The organism is bacterium Scap17, assembly GCA_013376735.1.
In the GTDB taxonomy this organism is placed as follows: domain Bacteria; phylum Pseudomonadota; class Gammaproteobacteria; order Pseudomonadales; family Halomonadaceae; genus Cobetia.
In genome coordinates this window covers 2,596,997-2,619,745 of sequence record VINJ01000001.1, presented here as the reverse complement: position 1 = coordinate 2,619,745, position 22,749 = coordinate 2,596,997, and the positions used below count along the sequence as shown (strand labels likewise).

The window sequence follows — 22,749 nt, the reverse complement described above, 5'->3', positions numbered from 1 at the left end:
GAAGCCCTGAGGCAGGTTGAGTCAGGCCGTGGGTGTCTTGTGGGTTGCAGTAAAGGTCGTAGTAGAGGTCGTAATAGAGGTTGCGGTGGAGCTGGTTACAGCAGCAGCGTCCGTAGGCGATGCGATAGCGGTAATCGGTAGCCGATACCAGTGGATGGCGTTGTCGTGGAGCACCTTGTCGAGGGTGTTCTGGCGCAGATCGGCGCTCGTCGTTTGTTCAATGGCGCTAGTCACCAGCGCTAGCCAGTCGCCATAGCTGACCTTGAGGCCGGAGACCGGAAAGTTGCTGGCGAACAGGCAGCGCTGGACACCGAAGATATCCAGCACTTCACACAGCAGCTCTCGATTGGCGTCGGCATCCCAGGCATGCCAGGGCGTGCCCAATTCCGACAGCTTGACGGCGACATTCGGGTTATCGGCAAGCTCCCGCATGCCTGCGCGCCATTGGGCGAGTCCTTGCGGCGTGCGATCCCACGGCAGCCCGCTGTGGTTGAGGATGACGCGCAAGCCGGGGAAGTCCGCAAGCGTCGCGGCTGCCTCTTCAAGATGCCAGGCGGGCACGCGCAGGTCCCAGCTCAGGTCATGCTCCGTGAGCAGCGCCAGTCCCTCGCACCAGCGCGGGTCCTGCAGACTGCCGCTGGCGCCCACCACCGACTGGCGGGTCTGGGGCGTGGCGGCGGTGACTGGTTTGGCGCGCACGCCGCGAAACAGCGGCGATTCACGCTGAGCGTCCAGCTGAGTGGCGCACTCGTCAGTGCCGAAGGCGGCCCAGCCGACATGCGCGCTGGGTAGTGCATGAGTGGCCTGCTGTCGGGTGATCCAGCGCGTCTCTTCCAGTGCCTGCGAGCGTGCGGCCTCGGCTTCACAGTGCACACTGCCCACCAGCCGGAAGCCCTCAGGCACCAGGCGCTTCAAGTCCGTGGCCATAAAGGGCCGGCGGATCGTGGCGTAATCGCCGAGAAAGAAGTTCTCCACCGGCGACTCTTCCAGCCAGGGGTACGCCACCTGGCCATCCAGGGCCCAGAAGTGATGGTGCGCATCGATCAGCGGCTGACTGTGTGAAGGCTCGTGCCTGAGTGTGGTATCCGTCATGACTGGCTCGTATTCTGGTTGGAAGCATCAAGTGCCGATTGACTCAGTGGTCACGCACCAGCAGGCAGGACACGTCCGGCTCGGCGCGTGTCGCGAAGCTTCTGCGTACCTGGCCGCTCTCCAGATCCAGCACCGCGATGCGATCGCCCTTGAGCGAGACGAAGGCTTTCTCGCCATCGGGGTGGAAGCTCATCGCGATGGGAATCGCCTCAAGCTGGATGGTGCCCAGCGGCGCCAGCGCCTCATCGAACAATGACAGCGAGCTTTCCCCGTAATTGGTGGTGATCAGGCGCCCCTTGGGGTCACGGTAGATGCGGTTGGGATCTCGACCGGTGGTCGCCGAGGCGCGCACGGTCATCGATTCGGTATCCACCGCCACGATGCTGTCGTCATCGCGGTTACTGATGAACAGGGTGCGGCCATCGGCGGACAGACTGTTGCCCTCGGGCTTGCGGCCCGGAATCATCGCGATGGGCGTGAAGGTGGCATCGTGAGGTTTGAACTTGGTGATGGTATTGCTGAGCAGATTGATGCCGTAGGCCCAGTCGCCGGCCTTGGTGAGCGCGAACAGGTGCGTCTTGTAGCCACCAGAGGACACGGCCAGATCCGGCGTGGTCTGGGTCAGGGGCGTGTTGAACAGCAGCAGGGTGTTGTGGCCTTCGCTCATGGCGTAGAGGCGGTCCTGGTCATCGATGCCCAGACCGTGGATACGATAGTAAGGCCAGGTGCTGAGCGTATTGATCAGCGTGAAGGTCTCGAGATCGACCACGAATACCGAGCAGCCGCCCTGGTCGCCGATACAGTCGGCACCGAGGATGCCGTAGTGACCCACGAAGGCGTAGCGGCCGGTGGAATCCACCACGAACTCATGCGGGTAATCCGGCAGGCGCAGGTGGTGGAGTTCCTCGCCGCTGGTGGCGTCGAACAGGCTCAGGGTGTGTGCGCATTTCTGGTTGAGCAGCAGAACATCTCGGGACATGACATTTCTCCAATCAGCGAGGGTGCCGTCAGGGCCTGGTTATCAAGGACTTGTGCCCTCGCTGGGGTGACAGATAAGCAAGGCGATAGAACGGATGGGCGTTACTGCGTCACGGCGGCCGTGGTCTTCTGCGTGCCTTGCGGTTCGGCTTTGTCATCGACATCGACATCGACATCGGCGCTGGCCTGGCTGGCGCCCTGGATGGCATCGATCCAGTCGCGACCATTGGCGGCGATATAGCTGTCCCAGGTCGGCAGCACGACCTTCTGGAAGGCGGCGGTATCGACATCGGTCTCGATCTTCATGCCCTTGTCGGCCAGTTCAGCGAGAATCTTCTGCTCGTTCTTCGCGTTCAGTTCACGCTGATAATCGCCGGCCTCCCGCGCCGCGCTTACCAGTACCTGCTGATATTCTGGTGACAGGCTTTCGAACTTGTCGTCGTTCATCACCATCAGCAGTGAGGTGTAGGCCTGATTGGTCAATGACAGGTAATCCTGGACCTCATAGAAGCCCGCCGACCAGACGATGCTGATCGGGTGGTCCTGCGCGTCGACCGTGCCGGTTTCCATCGCGGTGTAGAGCTCGCCCAGCGGCATCGGCACCGGATTCGCACCCAGCAACGAGAAGGCCTCGATCAGCGACTTGTTGGAGTTGGTGCGCATCACCAGGCCGTCGACATCGGCGGGCGTCTTGATCGGGTGTTTGGAGTTGGTCATCGCGCGGAAGCCGACCTCCCAGAAGGCCAGGCCCTTGAGGTTGTCTTCCTTGAGCAGAGCCAGGGCATCGTCGCCGACCTTGCCGTCTAGCACCTGATAGGCCGTCTTGCGGTCCGGGAAGATGTAGGGCAGATCGAAGGCGCCCAGCGCCGGCTGCAGACCTGCGAAGTTGGGGTTGCCGGACATCTCGATATCGATGGTGCCGCTGCGCACGCCGGCGATCATCTGCTGGTCGCCCCCGAGCACACCATTGCCGAAGATGTTGACGGTGATCTCGCCATCCGTACCTTCCTTGACCAGCTCGGCGAAGCGCTCCGCCGCCTGCTGCTGGGTATCGGTGGTCGGGGCGGCGTGGGCCAGCTTGAGCGTCATCTGGGCATGGGCAGCACTCAGAGGGGCGATCAACAGCAGGCTGGCGAGGGTCGTCTTGATCATGGGTGTCATTGAATGGCTCTCTTGTTGTCTTTGTGGGCGGCTGTCTTAGTGGGCGACTGTCTAAGCAAGTGGCGTGTCGTTGGCGTCTTGCCTTCTTTCAGTCTTCCTTTGTGGCTTCGTGGTTGTGGTTGCCACGGGGTCAGTCGGTCATCCAGTAAAGCGGCGCGGTGATGATCTGCGGGAAGGCAATGAACAGCAGCAGAATCACCACATAGGCGAGGGCGAAGGGCGCGACGCCACTGACCGCCTTCTCGAACTTGAGGTTGCCGACGCTGGTGATCACGTTGAGCACGTTGCCGACCGGCGGGGTGATCAGGCCGATGGCGCAGTTGAGGACGAACATGATCCCGAAGTAGACCGGGTCGATGCCGGCCAGCTTGACGATGGGCATCAGGATTGGCGTGAGCACCAGAATGGTCGGCGTCAGGTCCATCACCATGCCGACCACCAGCACGATACCCATGATGGCTAGCATCAGGATGCGCGGATCATCGGCGAGCGGCTGCAGCAGGCCGGCCACCATCAGCGGCAGCTGGGCGATGCTGATCAGCCAGGAGGCGACCATCGCCGCAGCGACCAGGAACATCACGATGGCGGTGCTGCGGGCAGCCTGGGCGAGCACGGCGTAGAGCTGGCTGAGGTCGAGTTCGCGGTAGACCACGGTGGCGACGAAGATGGCGTAGACCGCCGCGACCACACCGGCCTCCGTCGGGGTGAAGATGCCGCTCTTGATGCCGCCGATGATGATGACCGGCAGCATGATGGCCCAGAAGCTGTCCTTGAGTGCCTTGAGGCGTTCACGCCCGCTGGCCTTCTTCGTGACCACCAGATCTTCCTTGCGGGTCATGAACAGCCACATCACTACCAGGGTCACGCCCATGATCAGGCCCGGCACGATGCCGGCGAGGAACAGCTTGCCGATGGAGATGCCACCGGCGACCCCGATGATGATCAGCGGAATGGAGGGCGGAATGATCGGCGCGATGATCCCACCGGCGGCCATCAGGCCGGAGGAGCGGCCCAGCGGGTAGCCGGCCTTGCGCATCATCGGCAGCAGCATGCTGGCCAGCGCCGCGGTATCGGCGACGGCGGAACCGGACAGGCTGGCCATGACGATGGCGGCGAAGATGGCGACGAAGCCGAGCCCGCCCTTGCGGTGGCCCACCAGTGACATCGCCAGTGTGACGATGCGTTGGGAAAGCCCGCCGCGCGACATCACTTCGCCGGCGGTGAGGAAGAAGGGAATGGCCAGCAGGGTGTAGCTATCGGCGCCATTGACCAGGTTCTGGGCCAGGATCTGCGAGTTGAACAGATCCAAATGCAGCATCAATACGATGGCACTGACCAGCAGGGCGAAGGCGATGGGGAGGCTCAGGCCGATGGCGGCCAGCAGGGAGCCGAGGAAGAGCCCGATGGTCATGGCGTATCTCCTTGCGAATCAGAGGCGTGGCTCGGCGCGACGCGCGGCGTGACAGCATGCAGTGCCAGCGGCGTCAGCAGACGCCAGAGCAGAATCAGCGACATCAGCACGCCTGCCATCAGGCCGGCGAGATAGAAGACGCCGACCGGAATGCCGCTGATGGGAGAGAGGTTGTTCCAGTTGAGCACCGTCTGGGCATAGCTGCCCTTGAGCAGCATCAGGCAGCAGCCGAGCATCGCCAGGGTCACCAGCCGATCAAGCCCTGCGCGCATGGCCGCAGGCAGCTTGTCGACGAAGGTATTGACGCTTAGGTGCTCCTGGCGGATCAGCGCCGTGACCGCACCCATGAAGGTGACCCACACGAACAGGAAGCGGGACAGTTCGACACTGATCGAGATGCCGCTGTTGAAGCCGTAGCGCAGCACCACATTGACGAACACCAGTACGATCATCGCCACCAGCGCCAGCACCATCAGCAGGGTCAGGGTCTTCTCGAGTCCCTTGAACAGCGCCGTGATGCCGACGGCAATGTTCGAGTGGGCGGCCGTGTCCTGCGGGGCTGTCTTTTCCTGCACAGTTGTCTTGTCCTGCGGAGCTGCCTTGTTCTGCTCGGCGCCAGCGGCCTTGCGGGACTCGGCGTGCGTGGCAGAGGGCGGTTTGATCGACATGGATAACGGCATCTCTTGGGTCAGTTTGTTCATGGTGTCATCCCCGAGGGAGGCATCTCGATGACGGTGCGGCAGCGCTGTCATTGCGCCCCTCTGGTTGCAGCGAAAAGGGCGCTGCCGCGTGTCGGTGGCTGGGACTGATGTCAGGGGCTGATGACACAGGCGCTGATGAAAGTGTTCAGCGCGCGTCGGCCAGGGCGGTCTGGAACTGCGTCACCACGTCTGCGTCAAGCGCCTGGGTGTGCTGCTCGATCACCGGTGCCAGGGCCTCACGCATGCGCTGGCGCTCACTGTCCGCGACCACGTTGACGGCCATCTTCTTCTCAAGGGCACTCAGCAATTCCTCGTTCAGGGCGCGGCTCTGTTCGCGCTGATAGAGCGTGGCTTCACGGGCGGCCTCGCGGACCAGCTGGCGCTGCGCCTCATCGAGTGACTGCATGAAGCCTGCCGAGGCGACCAGCACCAGGGCGTCATAGGCATGCGCGGTGCGCGAAAGATACTTCTGGACCTCGAAGAAGCGCTTGGCGTCGATCACGGTGTAGGGGTTTTCCTGGCCATCCACCGTGCGGGTCTCCATGGCGGTAAACAGCTCATTGACCGACATGGGCACGGCGTTGGCACCCAGCCCATTGAAGAGGTCGATATAGAGCGCATTCTGCATGGTGCGAATCTTGAGGCCTTCGATGTCCTCGAGCGTCTCGATGGGTCGGCGGCTGTTGGTCATGTGACGGAAGCCGTTTTCCCAGTACTCGAGTGCCACTAGCTGCTTGTCATCGAGGCTTGCGAGCAGGGCTCGGCCAGCCTCGCCATCCAGCACCGCGTCCGCATGTGTACTGTCATCGAACTGGAAGGGCAGGCTGACGATGTTGAAGTCAGGATTGAGACTGCTGAGGGTCGCGGTGGACGGTACGGTGAAATCCAGGGTCCCGGACTGCAGCATCGAGGTCATGTTGACGTCGTTGCCCAGAATGCCGTTGGAGAACACCTTGACGGTGATCTCGCCGTCGGATCTTTCCTCGATGAGTTGTGCGAACTTCTTGGCCCCCAGCGTCTGGGGGTGGGCATCCGGCAGACTGGTGCCCATGCGCGCGGTGATCTCGGCGTGGGCAGTGGTCGCGAAGGTCAGCATCAGTCCCAGCGCGGAGACTGTCTTGATCAGAGCTTTATGGGACAGGGCGTGGCGGGTAAGCATGGCGAATTCCTTGCAAGTTGTTGTTATAGAGGCTGTCGTTGTGGCAATCGCTGTCGTGGCGGTCGTCGTCATTCCGGTCAGGCGGTAGCGTTCAAGCGGTAGCGGCGCACGGCGTTGTCGCAGAACAGCTTGAGGCGGTGTTCGGGACTCAAGGAGCGGCTGAGGTCCTTGAATGCCTGCAGCAGCGTATCGAGTGAGGTCACCAGCCCATCGACCGGGAAGTTGCTGGCGAACATCACGCGGTGGACCCCGAAATGGCGCAGCACGATGGCAAAGACCTCACGGTTGTCTTCCAGCCGCCAGGGCTGACCCACGATGCCGAGCCCCGAGAACTTGATCATCACCTGGGGCCAGGCGGCGACCTTGGCGAGGGCCCGTGACCACTGACGCAGGGTGTCGGGATGACGATCACCGGGCACGCCGGCGTGATTGATCACCACCGGCATCTCGGGGTGGCGGCCCAGCAGTGGCAACAGTTCCTCGAGGTGCCACCAGGGCACCTGCAGCTCGAAGATCAGCCCGCGACGCGCGACTTCACTGACGCCGTACTGATAACGCGGGCAGCGCAGCGAGCCGGGCATGGTGTGGGTGGCAAGCCTCGGATCATGACGTTCCAGCGCGGCCGGCTTGTGTCGAATGCCCATGACCAGGCTGCCACGGGGGGAACGTGGCTCACACAGCGTTGCGAGTTGCTCGGCGATGTCGTCCTGATCCAGCCAGGCCTGGGCGATCATGGCATTCGGCCAGCCGGTCTCGCGGGCAGTCTCCTCGACCCAGCGCACTTCCTTGAGCGCATCGCCCCGCGCCCATTCCGCTTCCATGTAGACGCAGCCCATCACGCGATGCGCCTTTCCCGCTGCCATGAGGTGCTCGGCGGGCAGGTAGGGGCGACGAATCGCGGCATAGTCGCCGTAGCGGAAGGGAATCATCGGCTCATCGCACAGCCAGGGGTGGTAATTGCGCGTCGGGTCCCAGACATGCATGTGGGCATCGATGATCGGCAGATCTTCATCCTGCTGCGTGGCCAGATAGCGCTCGCGTTGCTCGCCCAGTTCGGCAAGAGACGCAGTCATCACCGGGGATTGGAGTGAGTCAGAGAGCATGGCGAGCTTCCTTCCAGTGGCAAGTCAGGCGAGCCTGATCAGTGGGCGAGAGCGGCGTCGATGCGTTCCAGCAGCTCGCTGCCGTGCTTGGCGGTGAACTCGGCGCGCACCGGCTCGGCGACCTTGGCCCTCATGCTGGCGGTATCGGGTTCGCGCACGACCTGCATGCCCTGTTCCTCGAGGAAGGCCAGATCGCCCTGTTCATTGTCATGATTGAGCTGGCGCTGATAGCGGGCCGCTTCGCGGGCTTCTTCCTTGATCAGCGTCTGAAGTTCGGGGGCGAGGCTGTCGAACGTCTGCTTGTTCATGATCAAGGGCGCGGCGGTATAGGCGTGCGCGGTCAGTGACAGATGGTCCTGCACCGAATACAGGTTGGCGGAGCGAATCAGGCTGACCGGATTCTCCTGGCCATCCACGGTGCGGGTTTCCAGCGCGGTATAAAGCTCCGCGAAGGGCATCGGAGTCGGGTTGGCACCGAGGGCCTGGAAGGCGGCGATATGCGCCGGGTTCGGGGTGGTGCGCAGCGTCAGGCCGCTGATGTCCTCGGCGGTCTCTACCGCGCGGCGCGAGTTGGTCAGGTTGCGGAAGCCGATTTCCCAGAAGGCGAGGCCTTCGATCTGTTGAGGCTGCATGGCAGTCAGCAGGTTCTGACCGACCTCGCCGTCCAGTACCTGATAGGCCTGCTCGCGGGTATCGAACAGGAAGGGCAGGTCCAGCACGTTGAGTTCGCTGACCAGACCACTGAAGTAGGGATTGCCGGAGAGCTCCAGGTCGATGGTGCCGCTGCGGACACCGGAAATCATCGCCTGGTCATTGCCCAGCTGGCCGTTGGGGAAGATCTTGACCGTCAATTCTCCCGCGCTGCGCTCGGCGAGACGTTCGGCGAAGCGCTCGGCGGCCAGATGCTGCGAATCGGTGACCGGGTGGGCATGCGCGAAGGTCAGCGAGGTAGCGGCAGTGGCGGTGCCTGTCATCGCCAGGCTGAGTAGGGCGGCGGACAGGAGGGTGGCGGTGGTGTGGTGGCGTGAGGTTGTCATGGCGAAACCCTTTTCTCGTTATTGTCGTGATGCTTAGGCGGCGTGTTGACGCTGGTGCTGCTGTTGGTGCTATTGGTACTGCTGGTGCTGCCGGGATCAGGGCCGTGTGATGGCGGGGTTCTCAAGACCCTGATCCTTGCTCTACTTCTTGTGCTGATCGGCAGTGTTTACAGCACCGCCATGGCGGATGGCTGTTCCGCTTGGTTGTCGTGGGACTCGAACGCGACCGGGTTGCGCAGTGCGCGCCCGAAGGCCGGCAGTTCGATCTCGAAGCGGTCTCCTTCCTGCACCTTGATCTGATCGGCGAAACTCAGCGTGGCAGTGCCGAAGAAGTGCACATGCAGGTCACCGGGCGCGCGGAACTGGGCGTACTTGAAATGGTGGTGTTCCAGGTTGGCCAGGCTGTGGGCCATGTTGGCCTCACCGGTCAGGAAGGGTTTCTCCCACAGGGTCTGGCCTTCGCGGGTGATGCGGCTGGTGCCTTCCAGGTGCTGGGGCAGTTCGCCGATCAGCAGCTCAGGTCCATAGCTGCAGGCGCGCAGTTTGGAGTGGGCCAGCCACAGATAATTGGCGCGCTCGGTGATGTGGTCGGAGAATTCGTTGCCCACGGCGTAGCCGATGCGGTGCGGCTGGCCATTGGCATCGTTGAGGTACAGGCCGACCAGTTCGGGCTCCTCGCCGGCATCCTCGGCGAAGGCCGGCACGCTGATCGCGGTTTCCGGCGCGACCACGATGCTGCCGTCACCCTTGTAGAACCATTCCGGCTGCGCGCCGACCTGACCCGCGGCGGGCTTTCCGCCCTCGAGGCCCATGCGGAACATGCGCATCGAGTCGGTGACGTTGGCGTCATTCTCGCTCTGTGCCTGGGCGGCGGCATGCATGGCATCGCGGGTGTCAGCGCTGCCCAGGTGGGTCAGGCCGGTGCCGGTGACGGTGCAGCGCGCGCGATCGGGGTGGGTGACCGGCGGCAGCAGTTCGCGGCGATCGATCGCCTGCTTGTAGTCGACCAGGGTGTGCGAGTAGTGCTGTTCGATCAGCGCGCTGAGCCCGATGCCCAGCTCGATGGCGCGGGAGGCCAGCTCATAGGTGCCACCGGGGAAGTCGAGCAGGCGCAGCTGGTCGCGGCTTTCGACCACGGCGACCCGCGGGCCATTGGCGGTGCGAAGTTGGACGAGTCTCATGATGGCTTCCTCACTCGATGATGTTGAACTGATCGAAGTAGTCGCTGTTCAGCTCGAGGCCCAGCCCCGGGGTCTCTTCGTCGAGGTCGATGAAGCCGTTCACCGGCTCCGGGTCACCCTTGAAGATGTAGTAGAAGAGCTCGTTGCCGATCTCGACATCATGCACCGGGAAGTACTCGCTCATCGGGGAGGCCAGTGAGGCCATGGTCAGGTGGTAGTTGTGCATCTGGCCGGCGTGCGGGATGACCGGCACGCTGAAGGACTCGGCGAGGGCGTTGATCTTGCGCGCGGCGGTGATACCACCGACCCGGTTGGTGTCGTACTGGATGACGGAGACGGCGCGCTTTTCCAGCAGCTGGCGGAAGCCGTAATGGGTGAATTCGTGCTCGCCGCCGGAGATGGGAATGCTGGTCAGCTGATTGAGTTCGGCGTAGCCATCGATGTCATCGGCGATCACCGGCTCTTCCAGCCAGCGCGGCTGGAAGCGTTCCAGCTTCGGCAACATGCGCTTGGCGTAGTCCAGGTTCCAGCCCATGTAGCACTCGAGCATCAGGTCGACATCCTCGCCGATGACTTCGCGCACGGCGGCCACGCTATCCAGGTTGGCACGCACGCCCTCGACCCCATCACGCGGACCGTAGCCGAAGCGCATCTTCATGGCGGTGAAGCCTTGGTCCAGATAGGACTGGGCCTCTTCCTGCATGCCCTTGAGGTCGGTGCGGTAGAGCTTGGAGGCGTAGCAGGGGATCTTCTCCTTGGTGCGCCCGCCCAGCAGCTTGAAGACCGGCTTGCCGACCGCCTTGCCCATGATGTCCCAGATGGCGATATCGACGCCGGAGATGGCGGCCATGCCGATGCCCTTGCGGCCCCAGGCGTGGGTGGAGCGGTACATGCGCTGCCACAGGTATTCGTAGTCGAAGGGGTCCTGACCGATGATCAGCGGCGTGAGGTATTGATCGATGATCGCCTTGGCGATGCGCGGCGCCAGCGCCACGTTGCCCAGCCCGACCAGGCCGTTGTCGGTCTCGATCTCCACCACTGTCCAGCCGTGGAAGCGGAAGGTGCCCATCGAGTCGCCCTTGTCCCACAGCTCGTCCATGGCGTTGGAGCAGAAGTGGGCGGTCGGAGGGACGGTGTGGCCTTTCCATTCGAAGACGCGGGTTCTGACGTTGGTGATCTTCATCGAATTATCCTTGTTGTGGATGGCGTTGATTCAGGTTCATGAGCGAGAGGCGCAAGGGCATCAGGCAAAAGCGGTCTCGAGACGCAGTGCACGCAGGTTGGTGCCCATGCGCTTGGCGATCGCGAAGGCATTGCGGGTCGGGTTGACGTCCGCCTTGCCAAGGCCTGCGATATCGAAGGCGGTGCCGTGGGCCGGCGTGGTGATGGGGATGGGCAGGCCGCCCTGGACGGTGACGCCGGATTTGAAGCCCAGCAGCTTGATCGCGATCTGCCCCTGGTCGTGGTACATGGTCACGATGGCGTCGTACTCGCCATCTCGCGCCTTGATAAATATGGTGTCGGCCGGGAAGGGGCCTTCGACCGGGTAGCCCTGTTCATTGCAGCGCGCGACGGCCGGCGCGATGACGTCGATTTCCTCGCGGCCACAGGTGCCACCTTCGCCGCCGTGGGGATTGAAGGCGGCGACGGCGATGCGCGGACGCTCAAAGCCGGCCAGTTTCAGCGAGTCATGAATCAGCTGGCTGGCGGCGATGATGCGCTCCTGGGTGACGTACTCGGCGGCGTCCTTGAGCGGAATGTGCGATGAGATGCGCGAGGTCCACAGCGTCCCCAGGGTGTTGAACTCGCAGAAATAGCCTTCGACTCCGAGCTTCTCGGCGAAGAAGTGCAGCTCGTCCTCATGGCCGAGGCCACCTTTCTTCATCGACAGCTTGTTGAGCGGCGCGAAGCAGATGGCGTCGACTTCCTCGTTCTGGGCTGCTTCCAGGCAGCGAGACAGCACCGCGAGGGTCGAGGCGCCACAGGCGGCGCTTTCCTCGGCCAGCGTCACGTCCTGCTGGGCCACGCTTTCCACCAGCATCAATGACAGGCCTTCATGCTCGCGGGCCTCGGCGAAGCTTGCGACGCGCGGCAGCTGGGTGAAGAGACCGGCCTGGCGTTGGCCCTGCTCCCACAGCCACTGATCGCCGACCAGCACGCTGTGGGTCTCGGCGAATTGCTCGGGTTCGGCGACCAGGCGCGCGATCAGCTCCGGGCCGATACCGGCGGGGTCACCAAGGGTAAGGGCAATGACAGGGCGTGTTGCTGACATGTGAATTCCAGCCTTGTGAGAGTTGGCGTTGTTGTTGGTTTCTTCAATCAATTCGCACTTTATGGTCTGCTGGTTGGTTTACCGGACCAGTTGAGATAAAAATTAGCCGAGCCCACGCTGATCGGTCAAGGTTTTCTCGAAAATTGCGACCATGGTCGGTTTGTGGATGCGTGATATGCGGTTGTCGGTTATGCTGGTATGAAATATATACCAGTGGAGGCTGCATGAAGCAGACGCCTTTCGCCTTCGAGAAAGCGCTGAAGAATCAGACCAAGAAGGAAATTCTCGCCGACAAGCTCATCGAGATGATCCTGACGGGGCTGCTGCGCGATGGAGATGAGCTGCCCAGCGAGCGTGAGCTGGCACAGTTGTTTGAAGTGAGTCGTGAGACCGTGCGCGGGGGGCTGGCGCTGTTGACGGGCTATGGCCTCTTGAATGTCTCGCACGGCAGCAAGTCACGCGTCTGTGCCAGTGAGGCCGTGATCGACAGCTTCCGCAATCATCCCGCACGTCAACAGGGTGATGAGCTCAACAACCTGGATATCGAGAGCGTCTTCGAGAGCCGGATCGTGGTGGAATCGGCCATCGCCCGCCGCGCTGCGCGGCACATCGATGAAGCAGGGCTCAAGAAGCTGGACGCCTTGCTGGAAGCCCAGTCACAGCACTTCGACTCGCCGGTGAACTTCCAGCTCTCGGATCAGAACTTCCATCACGTCATCGCCGAATACTCGCGCAACGAGATCCTGATCCGCTATGCCGATGAGCTTTATACCTACGCGCTCAACATTCGCCGCCAGGTCATGGCCGAACACGGCTCGATCAAGCGCAGCTATGAAGAGCATGTGCGTATTGTCGAGGCGCTACGTGCCGGTGACCCGGATGCTGCTGAACGCGCCATGCTCTCGCATATCGATAGCGTCTATTACACCACGCGCGACAAGATGCCCCATTGAGAGAGGAGATGAACCAAGAGGGCCATGAAACAGAAGGGACATGCATCAGCGGGGTGTATATAAGTGAAGGAAAATAAAATGGCGCGAACAAGCAGCCCCTGAGCGCGCTGCCTCAGTACTCCACGCCCGTCATCACCCAGACGATGCGGGTCTCGGTCTCGCCGGGATTGCGAATCCAGTGGGGTTCTTCCCCGGTGAGCGAGAAGCTGTCGCCCGGGTTGAGCAGGAAAATCTGTTCGCCGAGGGTCAGCTCCAGCTGGCCACTTTCCACATAGCCCGCTTCCTCACCGCGCCGCTCACGCGGTGTCTCGCCGCCGCTGCCACCGGGCTGCAGGCGGGTCATGATCAGGATGAGCTGACCGCTCAGGCGAGGGGAGAGCAATTCTTCCCGTGCACCGATGGTGCCAAGGTTCATGGCGCGGCGCTGATCCGCGCGCACGATAGTTTCCTGCTCGGCCGCCGAGTCACTGCCGCCCGGCTGGAAGAACCAGCTGACGCGCACGTCTAGGGCGTCACTCAGCGTCTGCAACACTCCGATGGGCAGCGAGGAGACGCCACGCTCCACCTGGCTCAGGTAGCCGACGGATTTGCCGACTTGGCCTGCCAGTTGGTTCAAGGTCAGCTGGCGGGACTTGCGCAGGTCGCGCAGCTGCCTGCCGATACGGCGGTCTTCCTGTTCTGCATTGCTTAGTGTGCTGTCGGTTGATGCCTGTGAGGAGTCTGTGTCCGTGGTCATCCGGTTTCCTCTTGGCAATGGGAACTGGCGGTCAATGAGTGGCGTTTCATGTGGATGAAAAGCATACAGCGGTTTTCATCAGCAAGATTATCAGCATGCGGCGTCAAGAGATAAGCCTGTGTCGTTATCAAATCGTCGTGTCGAGATAGATGTTGATACGCAAAAGGCCAGTCATGATGACTGGCCTTTTGCGTATGCGCTGCGCGTTACCCTCAGGCAGCTGGAGTAAAGGCCGGTCGCTGCTTGCGGAAGGCCTGTTTGCGGGTGATCTTGCCCTTCTCGATGGTGAAGAGATCCACGCTGTCGGCTTCGACACGCTGGCCATCGGGCTGGGTCGCCATGAAGGTGCATTCGGAGACGACGCGCTGATCGGCGAAGAAGAACTCGCCCTTGGCCCACTGCACATCGGGCATTGTCGTCCAGGTATTCACGAAGGCGTCGCGCACGGCGGCTTTACCGACGATACGCGTGCCGTGCGCCTCATCGCCGGACACGGTGTCGAAGACCACATCGTCGGCGAAGTACTCCATGACCTCATCGATGGCGTGGCGATTGAAGGCGTCGAACATTGCGGTCATCTGTTCACGATTTATGGTGCGTCTCTCTGGTGCTTGCATGCCGCAAGAGGCATGTCAGTGGGAGGTGTCGCGACGGCATTGGAGTGCGCCGCGGCGTATTGAGAAGTGATAGAGGCGATCAGTGGCGGAACTCGCGCGGGGCGTTACTCAGCTCACCTTGTCCAGCACCTGGAAATACTTGTAGAGCAGGTGTTGGCCCATGCGCCGGATAGGTCTGAGTGGATGGGCGGGCAGCGGCGAGTTGAAGATCGGCAGATGGGCCTCCGGCAACGACTGCCCGGCGATCAGCGCGGCCAGCTGCTTGGAGGCATAGGCCGAGAACGACACGCCGTTGCCGCTGTAGCCCTGGGAGTAGAAGATCTGCTGCTTGGGTCCGGCTGCACGATGCGCGGCATCATGTCGTGGGAGATATCCATCCATGCGAGAACCACGGCGTCTCGATGCCGGCCAGCGCCGGGAACTTGCGCGCGATGGCCTCATGCACCACATCCAGATGCCGGGCATTCTGCGCATCCGCGCCACTGATGGCGCTACGCGTGCCGATCTGCAGGCGTTTCTCGGGTAGTAGGCGATAGTAATAACGCAGCTTGCGTGTGTCCGTGGTCAGGATGGTCGAACGCAGGCCACAAGCCTCGATCTCATCGTCGGTCAGGGTGCGCGTCCACACCGAATTGGCCATGATCGGCATGTTGCGATAGGCGGTCAGCGAGTGAAGATTGGGGCTGGTATAGCCCACCGCGCGCGCCTTCACCGTGCCACCCGGCGTCTGCAGATAGTGGATGCCGTTCTCGGTTGTCCAGTGCTGCACCGGGCTGCTGGTGTGGATTCTGGCGCCATGGTGGCGCGCGATACGCGCGTAGCTGTAGGCCAGCTTGAGCGGCTGTACCGCGATGCCTTCAGGCTCGAGCATCGCACCGTGACTCTCCTGATCGCCCATGAAGTCACGATGCACTGACGCGCGGTCCAGCGTTCGGGTCCGGTAGCCGAGGATGTTGTTGCACAGGCGTGATTCGGCCTCGAGATGCTGCATGGCCTGCGGACTGTGGGCGATCAGCAGATTGCCCAGTGGCTGAGGCTCGCAGTCCACCTCCGGGTCCTGGGTCAGGGACTTGAAGACCTCGAAACCCTCCAGGCTATTGGCGTGCAACTGGCGCGCCATGTCGACGCCCCATTTCCTGACCCACTGGCTGCGACTCAGGCGCCCCCAGGCCAGATGGCCCTGGCCGCCATTGCGGCTGGTGCAGCCCCAGCCGATCTGATTGGCCTCCAGCACCACCGCCTTGATGCCATGCTCGCGCGCCAGGAACATCGCCGTGGCAAGGCCGGTGAAGCCGGCACCGATCAGCACCACGTCGGCCTCCATGTCGTCAGTGACCGGGCCATCATTCTCTGGCGGCGGCCCTGCGTGGTAGCGCCAGTAGCTCGGCGCATAATCCACTCCTTCGCCTGGGGAGCTGTCCTTGAGAGGGTCGTAGTGAGGGTTGTAAGGCTGCTTGACAGTCATCGTGGGTCACCATCCGTCTTGTTGTTGGCGATCGTTGTCATTGGTGATCGTTGTCATTGGTGATCATTGTCATTGGTGATCATTGTCATTGGCGATCAATGGCGGTGTTGGTTCGTGCGCGTTGCGCTCGGGTGACTTGCCTGCTCGAGTCGACGTGAGCCCGTCATGCCGTTTAGGTCGCGCCCGGGATGGGTTGGCTTCCCGACCCCGGGAGGGAGGGCGGCGCGGGCGTACTAGCTGGCGTGGTGGGTGAGACAGCACTTGGGGCTTCCGGCTCAACGGCTTCGGCAGGCAGAGGCTTTACCTGAGGGGCCGGCTGCATGGCCGTCGCGGGCTGTTCATGGGTCGCCTTGAGCATGCGATAGACCGAGAACATGTAAGCGATGCTGACGAGGAAGAAGGGCGCGCCGACCACGATCGCCAGGCACTTGATGGCGGTGAAGCCACCGGCGAGCTGGAAGACGATGCCGGTGACGCCGATGATCACGCCCCACAGCAGGCGCATCAGGATCTTCGGGTTCTCGTTGCCATTGGAGACCTGCATGGCCGAGAAGAACGAGGCCGAATCCGAGGTGGTGACGGCGAAGACGATGATGTTGAACAGCACCGCGAGGCACAGCCACCAGCCGCCGGGCATGCTCTGCAGCAACAGGTAGATGCCGGATTCCGGATTGCCCTGCACGCTTTCCCACAGCGGTACGATCTGATTGACCTCGGCATAGCCGGCCGAGCCGCCCCAGATGCTGAACCACACGATCGACAGCAGCATCGGCACCACCACCACGCCGAACACGAATTCGCGCAGGGTGCGGCCGCGGGAGATGCGCGCGATGAAACCGCCGCAGAGGGGGATATAGGAGATGTACCAGAGCCAGTAGAAGATCATCCACCAGCCCACCCACTCACGCTGTTCGAAGCTGCCCGCGTCGGTCCAGAACTGGTTGACGAATACCGAGCCGAAGTAGTCACCGAACTGCTGGGTGATCATGTTCAGCAGGTACTGCGCCGGGGCGTGACCGAAGGCCAGCAGCGCCAGCAATATGGCGCCGGCCATGATCATGTTGAGCAGGCTGAGGTACTTGATGCCGCGCCCGATGCCGGTCGCCGCCGATGCCACGTAGGCGATGATGATCACCAGCATCACCATGGCCTGACCGAAGGCGCCGAACTCGAGTCCGAACAGCACCTTCAAGGCATAGCTGATGGAGGTGACGCCCAGCCCGATCATGGTGGCATTGCCGCCGATGGTACCGATCACGCCAAGCCCGTTGGCAAGCTTTCCCCACAGACTGCTGTTGCAGCGCTCCCCCAGAAGACCATATAGACCGGTGGCGACCGTCAGCGGCTGCCCGAGGCGATAGGCCGGAAAGGCGATGGCCCAGGCGGCCACGGCAAACAGTGCCCAGCCATTCATGCCCCAGTCCATCAGGGTGTTGCGGATCGCGGTTGATACCCCGGCCTGCTGGCCGACCTGATTGAGGTCCTGCACATGCGAGGAGGTGTAGAGGTGCGTCAATGGCTCGGCGACGCTGAAGAACACGAAGCCAATGCCCAGCCCGCAGCTAAAGATCATCGAGATCCACGCCACATAGCTGAACTCAGGACGTGAATCATCCGGCCCCAGGCGGATGCTGCCGAAGGGGCTGAGCAACAGATAGAAGCTGAAGATCAGCGTCGCGGCGACCCCGAGCACGAAGCTCCAGCCGAAATTGAAGATCAGGAAGTCACGTATGCCGGACAGCGCCGCGCCGGTCTGCTCCGGCGCCGCCAGGGCGTAGATCATGATCAGGATATATGCTGAGGACGGGCCAGAACAGCCCCTTGTCGTAGTCGCCAAGCAGACCGGATGAGCGCGGAACGCCGTTGCTAACAGCGCGCTCAGCCGCTGCGGGGTTGCGTGTTGCTGTCACTGGGGTGCCTCCAGGAAGGGGCCCTGATGCTCCACGCCAGATCTCGTCAGACACCTGACAAGCCGACAGGAATATCGAGAGCAGATTTTATTGTTGTCATGGGAGCGGGGGCTGGGACGTCGCCCTTCATCGAACCGGCTAGGTCCCCATCCATCGTCAGTGAATGCGCTGCAGCTGATACAGCACTCGATGAATCTTCTCGCGTCACAAATGAAAATAGACGGCGAGTAAAATCGTTCAAGTGAAATTTTTTAAGTATTTTTCATTCACATGTAAAGCGTTTGGCTGCCGTCATTAACATCTTGAAATACAGAAGAAATAACGCCGATGCGCAGCCTGACCCGATGGTGGCAGGCCAGAGAACAGAGGCAGGAGGGGGATAGAGAGCGGAGTCGAGAGGGGAGTAGAGGTAGGAGCAGAGAGGGGGCAGTAGAGAATGGAGCAAGAAAGCGAAAGGCAGCCAAGGAGTAAGCCAATGGCATGAATCAACAAGGTCAGCATGCTTCGAGCCCCTCATCACTCCCTGATGAGGGGCTCGAGTCTATGGGCTCACACAAGTTGCTTGCGCCTCTCGGGAAGGTCGGTATAGAGTTAGTGTGTACTGTATACAATTCTAAGAAGGTGCAGTCATGACAACTGAAAACCCCTCCGTCCCGGAGTTGAACGGGGCATCCCTGTCGGGAATCTTCCTGGCATTCTGTCTATTGATGTCCAGCGTCCTGCTGCTCAAGGTGCCGGTGGCACTGGCGTTGTTCGCTGCCTGGTTCCTGCTGATGCTGTGTGGCTGGATGTTGAAGGTGCCGTACCCCAGCCTGCAGGCGGGCCTGATGAAAGGCATCATGCGTGGCATGGAAGGCGTGCTGATCATTACCTGTGTGGGCGCGGTGGTCGGCTCCTGGATCGCGGGTGGCATCGTGCCGACCGTCATCTATTACGGCCTGAGTCTCGTCCACCCGGGTACCTTCCTGCCCATCGCGTTTCTGGCCTGCGCCTTGACCAGCCTGGTCACAGGTACCTCCTTTGCCTCGGTGGGGACTGTCGGCGTCGCGATGATGGGCGTCGGTGCGGGGTTCGAGATTCCGCTGCCCTATGTGGCAGGGGCCGTGATCTCTGGCGCCTATGTCGGTGACGCCATCTCCCCGCTGTCCGACACCACCATCCTGTCGTCCTCTCTGTGTGATGTCTCCCTGATCGATCACGTGCGCTCCATGGCCTGGGTTGGCTTGCCTGCCGGTGTGCTCGTACTGGGCGGCTTCTACCTGTTGGGCATGGATTCCGCGGCATCAACCCAAGCCATGCAGTCCGCTCAGGTGATGTTGAGTGACCTGGATGCCCTATTCGTGATCAGCCCGATGTTGCTGTTGCCGTTGTTGATCACCCTCGGTCTTCTGATGGCACGCAAGCCCGCCATTCCGGTGATCGCGATAGGGGCCTTCCTCGGTGTGCTGTGTGCCTGGTGGGTGCAGGGCGCAACGCCTCTCGAAGCTGCCATGTCGCTGTATCAGGGCTATTCCCAGACCTTGGAAGGCTCCACGATCGGCGGGATTCTCAGCCGCGGCGGCATCCAGTCCATGTTGCCGGTGGTCGTCATCGTCATCTTCGCGCTCGGACTCGGCGGGCTGATGGAAAGCCTCGGCGTCATCCGTTCGGTGGGCAATCGTCTGTCGCGGATGGTGAAGGGGGACGTCAGCCTTACCCTCATCACCGTGACCTGCGGATTCTTCGGCTCAGTCTTCGGTGGCGCCGCCTATGTCTCGTTGTTCACGGCCTCGGCCATGACTCGCAATCTCTATGAGCAGCAGGATATCGAGCGACGGGTGCTCTCGCGCAATTGCGAGGCCGGTGGCACCTTGTCCTGCCCGATGATTCCCTGGACCAGCGGTGCTGTCTTCATGGCGGCCACCACCGGCGTGGCGACCCTCGATTACCTCCCGTACCTGTTCTATCACTTCGCCTTCATGGCTGGCTGTCTCATCAGCGCCATGACCGGGCTCGCGTTCTGGAAGGGGCGCCGCGCCCTGAATTCCGCACATTCCGTCACAACTTCACCTCTTTCTCAGGAAGCTTGATCATGGCCATGTCCACTATCAGTTCTCAGGCGTATGTCTCCGATCCGCGCAACGATGACGTCCTCATCTACGTCAATGGCGAGTTCAAGAAGCGCAACGAAGCGACGGTTTCGATCTTTGACAGTGGCTTCGTGCTCGGGGATGGCATCTGGGAAGGGATGCGTCTGATCAATGGCAAGCTGTTGGCGATTGATGCGCATATGGATCGTCTGTTCGAGGGCGCCAATTCGATCGATCTGGACCTTGGCATGAGCCGCGCCGACATGATCGGCATCATCCGCGAGACGCTGCGCGTCAATGACATGCACGATGGTGTTCATATCCGTCTGATGGTGTCGCGTGGCTTGAAGAGCACGCCCAACCAGGACCCGCGCTTCGTGCTCGAGGGCCCGACGGTCGTCGTCGTGGCGGAATACAAGAAGATCGATGTCGAGCGCAAGCAGAAGGGTATCAAGCTGTTCACCTCGACCTTCCGCTGCAGCACACCGGATGTCTTCGACCTGCGCCTGAATTCCCACAGTCGTCTCAACTTCATCCAGGCATTGATTCAGGCATTGCACGCCGGGGCGGATGAAGCCTTGATGCTGGATAGCCGTGGCTTCGTGGCCAGCTGCAACTCCACCAACTTCTTCATCGTGCGCAAGGGTGAAGTCTGGACCTCCACCGGCCTTTGCAACTTCAATGGCCTGACCCGCAAGGCAGTGATTGACCTGGCGGCCAGCAACGGCCTGGTGGTGCGGGAAAAGGACTTCACTTTGGCTGAAGTGTATAGTGCCGAAGAGGCCTTCGTGACCGGTACCTTAGGCGGTCTGACCCCCGTCGTGTGCATTGATGGTCGCACGATCGGAATAGGGGAAATGGGGCCGGCCTATCGGCAGTTGAATGCCTTCTATGAAGCCTATCTTGAGGAGAGCAAGTGACCAGAGGGATTCGCAAGGCATGAACGATTTCAGCAAGCTGCATCGCCCTGACACCCTGTGGTCGGGCGTGGCTGAGCAGATCCAGGACCTCATCGCGTCGGGCACTCTTGTCCCGGGCATGAAGCTCACTGAAGCCTATCTCTCCAAGGCACTCGGCGTCAGCCGGGTGCCGGTACGAGAGGCCTTGCGCCATCTGCTGAGTACGGGGTTGCTGGTCAGTGAGCCCTACAAGGGTGTGCGAGTCCGTCATTTCGATCATGCCCATCTCGCCCAGTTGTACGCCTATCGCGCGGGGCTGGAGAGAATGGCCTTCAATATTCTCTGGCCGATCAAGACCGTGCAGATGACTGACGAGCTGATTCGGCGTCAGCACGCCTTGAGCGACGCCATCGGGCGGCGTGACAGTGAAGGCGCCATCATCGCCGAGCTGCATCTGCATGGTTGGTGCCACGAGGTCTCGGGCAATGAATTCCTGTTGGCGGATTGGGAGCGTATACGACCGCACCTGCAGTGTTATTTCGTGCTTCACCAGCGGGCCCATCAGCGGCCCGGCCCATCGCGTGAAGCCCATGACCGCTATGTGGCGCTTGCCACCGGTGACTCGCTGCCGGACATGCTCGCGCATATCGATGAGCATATGCACCAGGGCATGAGCAAGGTGCTGGAATTGGTCGAGTGAACGGGTGACTCAACAGCGTATCGCCGGACATGTCATCGCCTGGCATGCCCTGTGGTATTCCTCTCCCAGCGTTTGTGTAAGTTGGCCTGCTGGCATTGCCCTGGCCAGCGGGGCCCCTTGCCCCGCCCATTGCGCCCCGAAACCGGTTTCCCCTTTTGATCTGGCTGCGGCGTTGAGCGCCTTGCCTGCCGCGTAGCTCAGAGGATAGTCCGGTGGGGTGAGGCGTGAAGGCTCCTCCATCAGGCTGGCGAATCGGTTGGCGAGAATGCGCGCGGGACGGCCCGAGACGATCGAGGTCATTCGCGTGTGATGCGCTGCTGGCCCGGTGAGTGCGTCTCGATAGGCGTCATCGGCGCTGGATTCCGGGCAGGCGATGAAGACGGTGCCGAGCTGTGCCGCCACGGCGCCACATGCGAGAGCAGCGGCAATGCCCGCACCATCCATGATGCCGCCCGCGGCGATGATCGGCAGGTGCGTCTCATGTACCAGCAGCCGTGTCAATGCGGCAGTACTCAGCTCGGCATCTGCGGCTTGTGGATCGAACATGCCGCGATGTCCCCCGGCTTCAAACCCTTGCGCCACGATGGCGTCCAGACCAGCTCGTTCAATGGCGATGGCTTCCTCAAGGCAGGTCGCCGTTGCGAAGAGCGAGATGCCCGCTGTCTTCAAGGCAGCAATGGCCTGCGAAGAGGGGAGTCCGAAGTGGAAGCTGACAATCGGCGGACGAGTCTCGAGTAACATCGCCAACATGTCAGGATCATCGGCAAAGCTGGTATAGAGCGCATCGAGCTGGGTAGGAGGCTCTGTGTCGAAGGCCTGGAAGTGAGGGGTCAGCCATTTGAGCCATTCCGTTTGACGTTCTGTGTCATGAACGGGGGCCTGATGCACGAAGACATTGATGTTGAAGGGCTTGTCGGTCAGTGACTGCAACTCTTGGATCATGCGGCGTGCGCCTGCTGCATCAGTGGCTCCTGCTCCCAGCGAGCCCAGTCCACCGGCATTGCAGACAGCGGCCGCCAACTGTGGAGTCGTGACCCCGGCCATCGGGGCCTGGATGATCGGCAGCTCGACACCCAGCAGCTCGCCCATGGACGTGCGTTTGCTGTCGGGGTTGAGGCTGATTGAGCCACTGCTTCCCGCTGCTTGCTGCATGGTGTTCTCCTCAAGCCTCCAGGGTGTATGGCCTCATCGTACGCTTGGCGCAACGCGGTGTGCCAACGTGAGTTTCGAGGCTGGCCATTGTTATCCGCGGCTTGGACCCAAGGTCATGTTCACTGTTTATTCGAATGAGTGAATGCATTGCTC

The 22,749-nt window shown here is 61.8% G+C and carries 19 protein-coding genes and 1 pseudogene; 4 read left to right on the top strand and 16 right to left on the bottom strand.

From position 1 onward, the window contains the following. Window positions 1–21 precede the first annotated feature (21 nt). The 11 genes from FLM52_11060 to FLM52_11010 form a co-directional block, all read right to left on the bottom strand. Entirely contained in the window at window positions 22–1,092 is a 1,071-nt protein-coding gene (locus FLM52_11060) for an amidohydrolase family protein (protein NVN56322.1), read from the bottom strand. 43 nt (window positions 1,093–1,135) lie between these two features. Continuing rightward, window positions 1,136–2,071 carry a YncE family protein gene (locus tag FLM52_11055; GenBank protein ID NVN56321.1) on the bottom strand — a complete coding sequence of 312 codons (936 nt, stop codon included), beginning with the start codon at window positions 2,069–2,071 and terminating at the stop codon, window positions 1,136–1,138. Between the two features lie 101 nt (window positions 2,072–2,172). Beyond that, window positions 2,173–3,231, bottom strand: coding sequence for a TRAP transporter substrate-binding protein (locus FLM52_11050; GenBank protein NVN56320.1), 1,059 nt, complete (start codon window positions 3,229–3,231; stop codon window positions 2,173–2,175). A gap of 130 nt (window positions 3,232–3,361) precedes the next feature. Then, a complete protein-coding gene (locus FLM52_11045; GenBank protein NVN56319.1) occupies window positions 3,362–4,642 on the bottom strand; it encodes a TRAP transporter large permease subunit in 1,281 nt (426 codons plus the stop codon). Further along, window positions 4,639–5,394 (bottom strand): TRAP transporter small permease, encoded by a 756-nt coding sequence (locus FLM52_11040; GenBank protein NVN56318.1) that lies wholly within the window; start codon window positions 5,392–5,394, stop codon window positions 4,639–4,641. Before FLM52_11040 ends, FLM52_11045 begins: the two co-directional genes overlap by 4 nt. A gap of 94 nt (window positions 5,395–5,488) precedes the next feature. Next, window positions 5,489–6,574, bottom strand: a complete 1,086-nt coding sequence (locus FLM52_11035; protein NVN56317.1) for a TRAP transporter substrate-binding protein — start codon at window positions 6,572–6,574, stop codon at window positions 5,489–5,491. Between the two features lie 5 nt (window positions 6,575–6,579). Beyond that, window positions 6,580–7,605, bottom strand: a complete 1,026-nt coding sequence (locus tag FLM52_11030; GenBank protein NVN56316.1) for an amidohydrolase family protein — start codon at window positions 7,603–7,605, stop codon at window positions 6,580–6,582. A gap of 38 nt (window positions 7,606–7,643) precedes the next feature. After that, window positions 7,644–8,642 carry a TRAP transporter substrate-binding protein gene (locus tag FLM52_11025; GenBank protein NVN56315.1) on the bottom strand — a complete coding sequence of 333 codons (999 nt, stop codon included), beginning with the start codon at window positions 8,640–8,642 and terminating at the stop codon, window positions 7,644–7,646. A gap of 167 nt (window positions 8,643–8,809) precedes the next feature. Continuing rightward, window positions 8,810–9,823 (bottom strand): FAH family protein, encoded by a 1,014-nt coding sequence (locus FLM52_11020; GenBank protein NVN56314.1) that lies wholly within the window; start codon window positions 9,821–9,823, stop codon window positions 8,810–8,812. A gap of 10 nt (window positions 9,824–9,833) precedes the next feature. Continuing rightward, window positions 9,834–11,006 (bottom strand): L-rhamnonate dehydratase, encoded by a 1,173-nt coding sequence (locus FLM52_11015; protein NVN56313.1) that lies wholly within the window; start codon window positions 11,004–11,006, stop codon window positions 9,834–9,836. A gap of 60 nt (window positions 11,007–11,066) precedes the next feature. Beyond that, window positions 11,067–12,095 carry a 4-hydroxythreonine-4-phosphate dehydrogenase PdxA gene (locus FLM52_11010; protein ID NVN56312.1) on the bottom strand — a complete coding sequence of 343 codons (1,029 nt, stop codon included), beginning with the start codon at window positions 12,093–12,095 and terminating at the stop codon, window positions 11,067–11,069. Window positions 12,096–12,319: 224 nt separating this feature from the next. On the opposite strand from FLM52_11010, the gene FLM52_11005 reads away from it, so the two are divergent. Continuing rightward, window positions 12,320–13,048 (top strand): FadR family transcriptional regulator, encoded by a 729-nt coding sequence (locus tag FLM52_11005; protein ID NVN56311.1) that lies wholly within the window; start codon window positions 12,320–12,322, stop codon window positions 13,046–13,048. A gap of 112 nt (window positions 13,049–13,160) precedes the next feature. Here the strand turns inward: FLM52_11005 and FLM52_11000 are convergent, their stop codons facing one another. The 4 genes and pseudogenes from FLM52_11000 to FLM52_10985 form a co-directional block, all read right to left on the bottom strand. Then, window positions 13,161–13,784, bottom strand: coding sequence for a helix-turn-helix domain-containing protein (locus FLM52_11000; GenBank protein ID NVN56310.1), 624 nt, complete (start codon window positions 13,782–13,784; stop codon window positions 13,161–13,163). A 212-nt stretch (window positions 13,785–13,996) separates the two neighbouring features. Then, entirely contained in the window at window positions 13,997–14,401 is a 405-nt protein-coding gene (locus FLM52_10995) for a nuclear transport factor 2 family protein (GenBank protein NVN56309.1), read from the bottom strand. Between the two features lie 108 nt (window positions 14,402–14,509). Beyond that, a pseudogene (locus tag FLM52_10990) lies at window positions 14,510–15,866 on the bottom strand (FAD-binding oxidoreductase). Between the two features lie 172 nt (window positions 15,867–16,038). Then, window positions 16,039–17,649 (bottom strand): BCCT family transporter, encoded by a 1,611-nt coding sequence (locus FLM52_10985; GenBank protein NVN56308.1) that lies wholly within the window; start codon window positions 17,647–17,649, stop codon window positions 16,039–16,041. Between the two features lie 756 nt (window positions 17,650–18,405). On the opposite strand from FLM52_10985, the gene nhaC reads away from it, so the two are divergent. Genes nhaC through FLM52_10970 form a run of 3 tightly spaced genes read left to right on the top strand, consistent with a single transcriptional unit; the run spans window position 18,406 to window position 21,444 of the window. Continuing rightward, window positions 18,406–19,845 (top strand): Na+/H+ antiporter NhaC, encoded by a 1,440-nt coding sequence (gene nhaC / locus FLM52_10980; GenBank protein ID NVN56307.1) that lies wholly within the window; start codon window positions 18,406–18,408, stop codon window positions 19,843–19,845. After that, entirely contained in the window at window positions 19,842–20,765 is a 924-nt protein-coding gene (locus tag FLM52_10975; protein NVN56306.1) for an aminotransferase class IV, read from the top strand. Before nhaC ends, FLM52_10975 begins: the two co-directional genes overlap by 4 nt. After that, on the top strand, window positions 20,728–21,444 hold the full coding sequence (locus FLM52_10970; GenBank protein ID NVN56305.1) for a GntR family transcriptional regulator: 717 nt from the start codon (window positions 20,728–20,730) through the stop codon (window positions 21,442–21,444). The genes FLM52_10975 and FLM52_10970 overlap by 38 nt, the downstream gene beginning before the upstream one ends. 9 nt (window positions 21,445–21,453) lie before the next feature. Here FLM52_10970 and FLM52_10965 read toward each other — a convergent pair whose 3' ends face one another. Beyond that, window positions 21,454–22,533, bottom strand: a complete 1,080-nt coding sequence (locus tag FLM52_10965; GenBank protein ID NVN56304.1) for a nitronate monooxygenase — start codon at window positions 22,531–22,533, stop codon at window positions 21,454–21,456. Window positions 22,534–22,749: the final 216 nt, after the last annotated feature.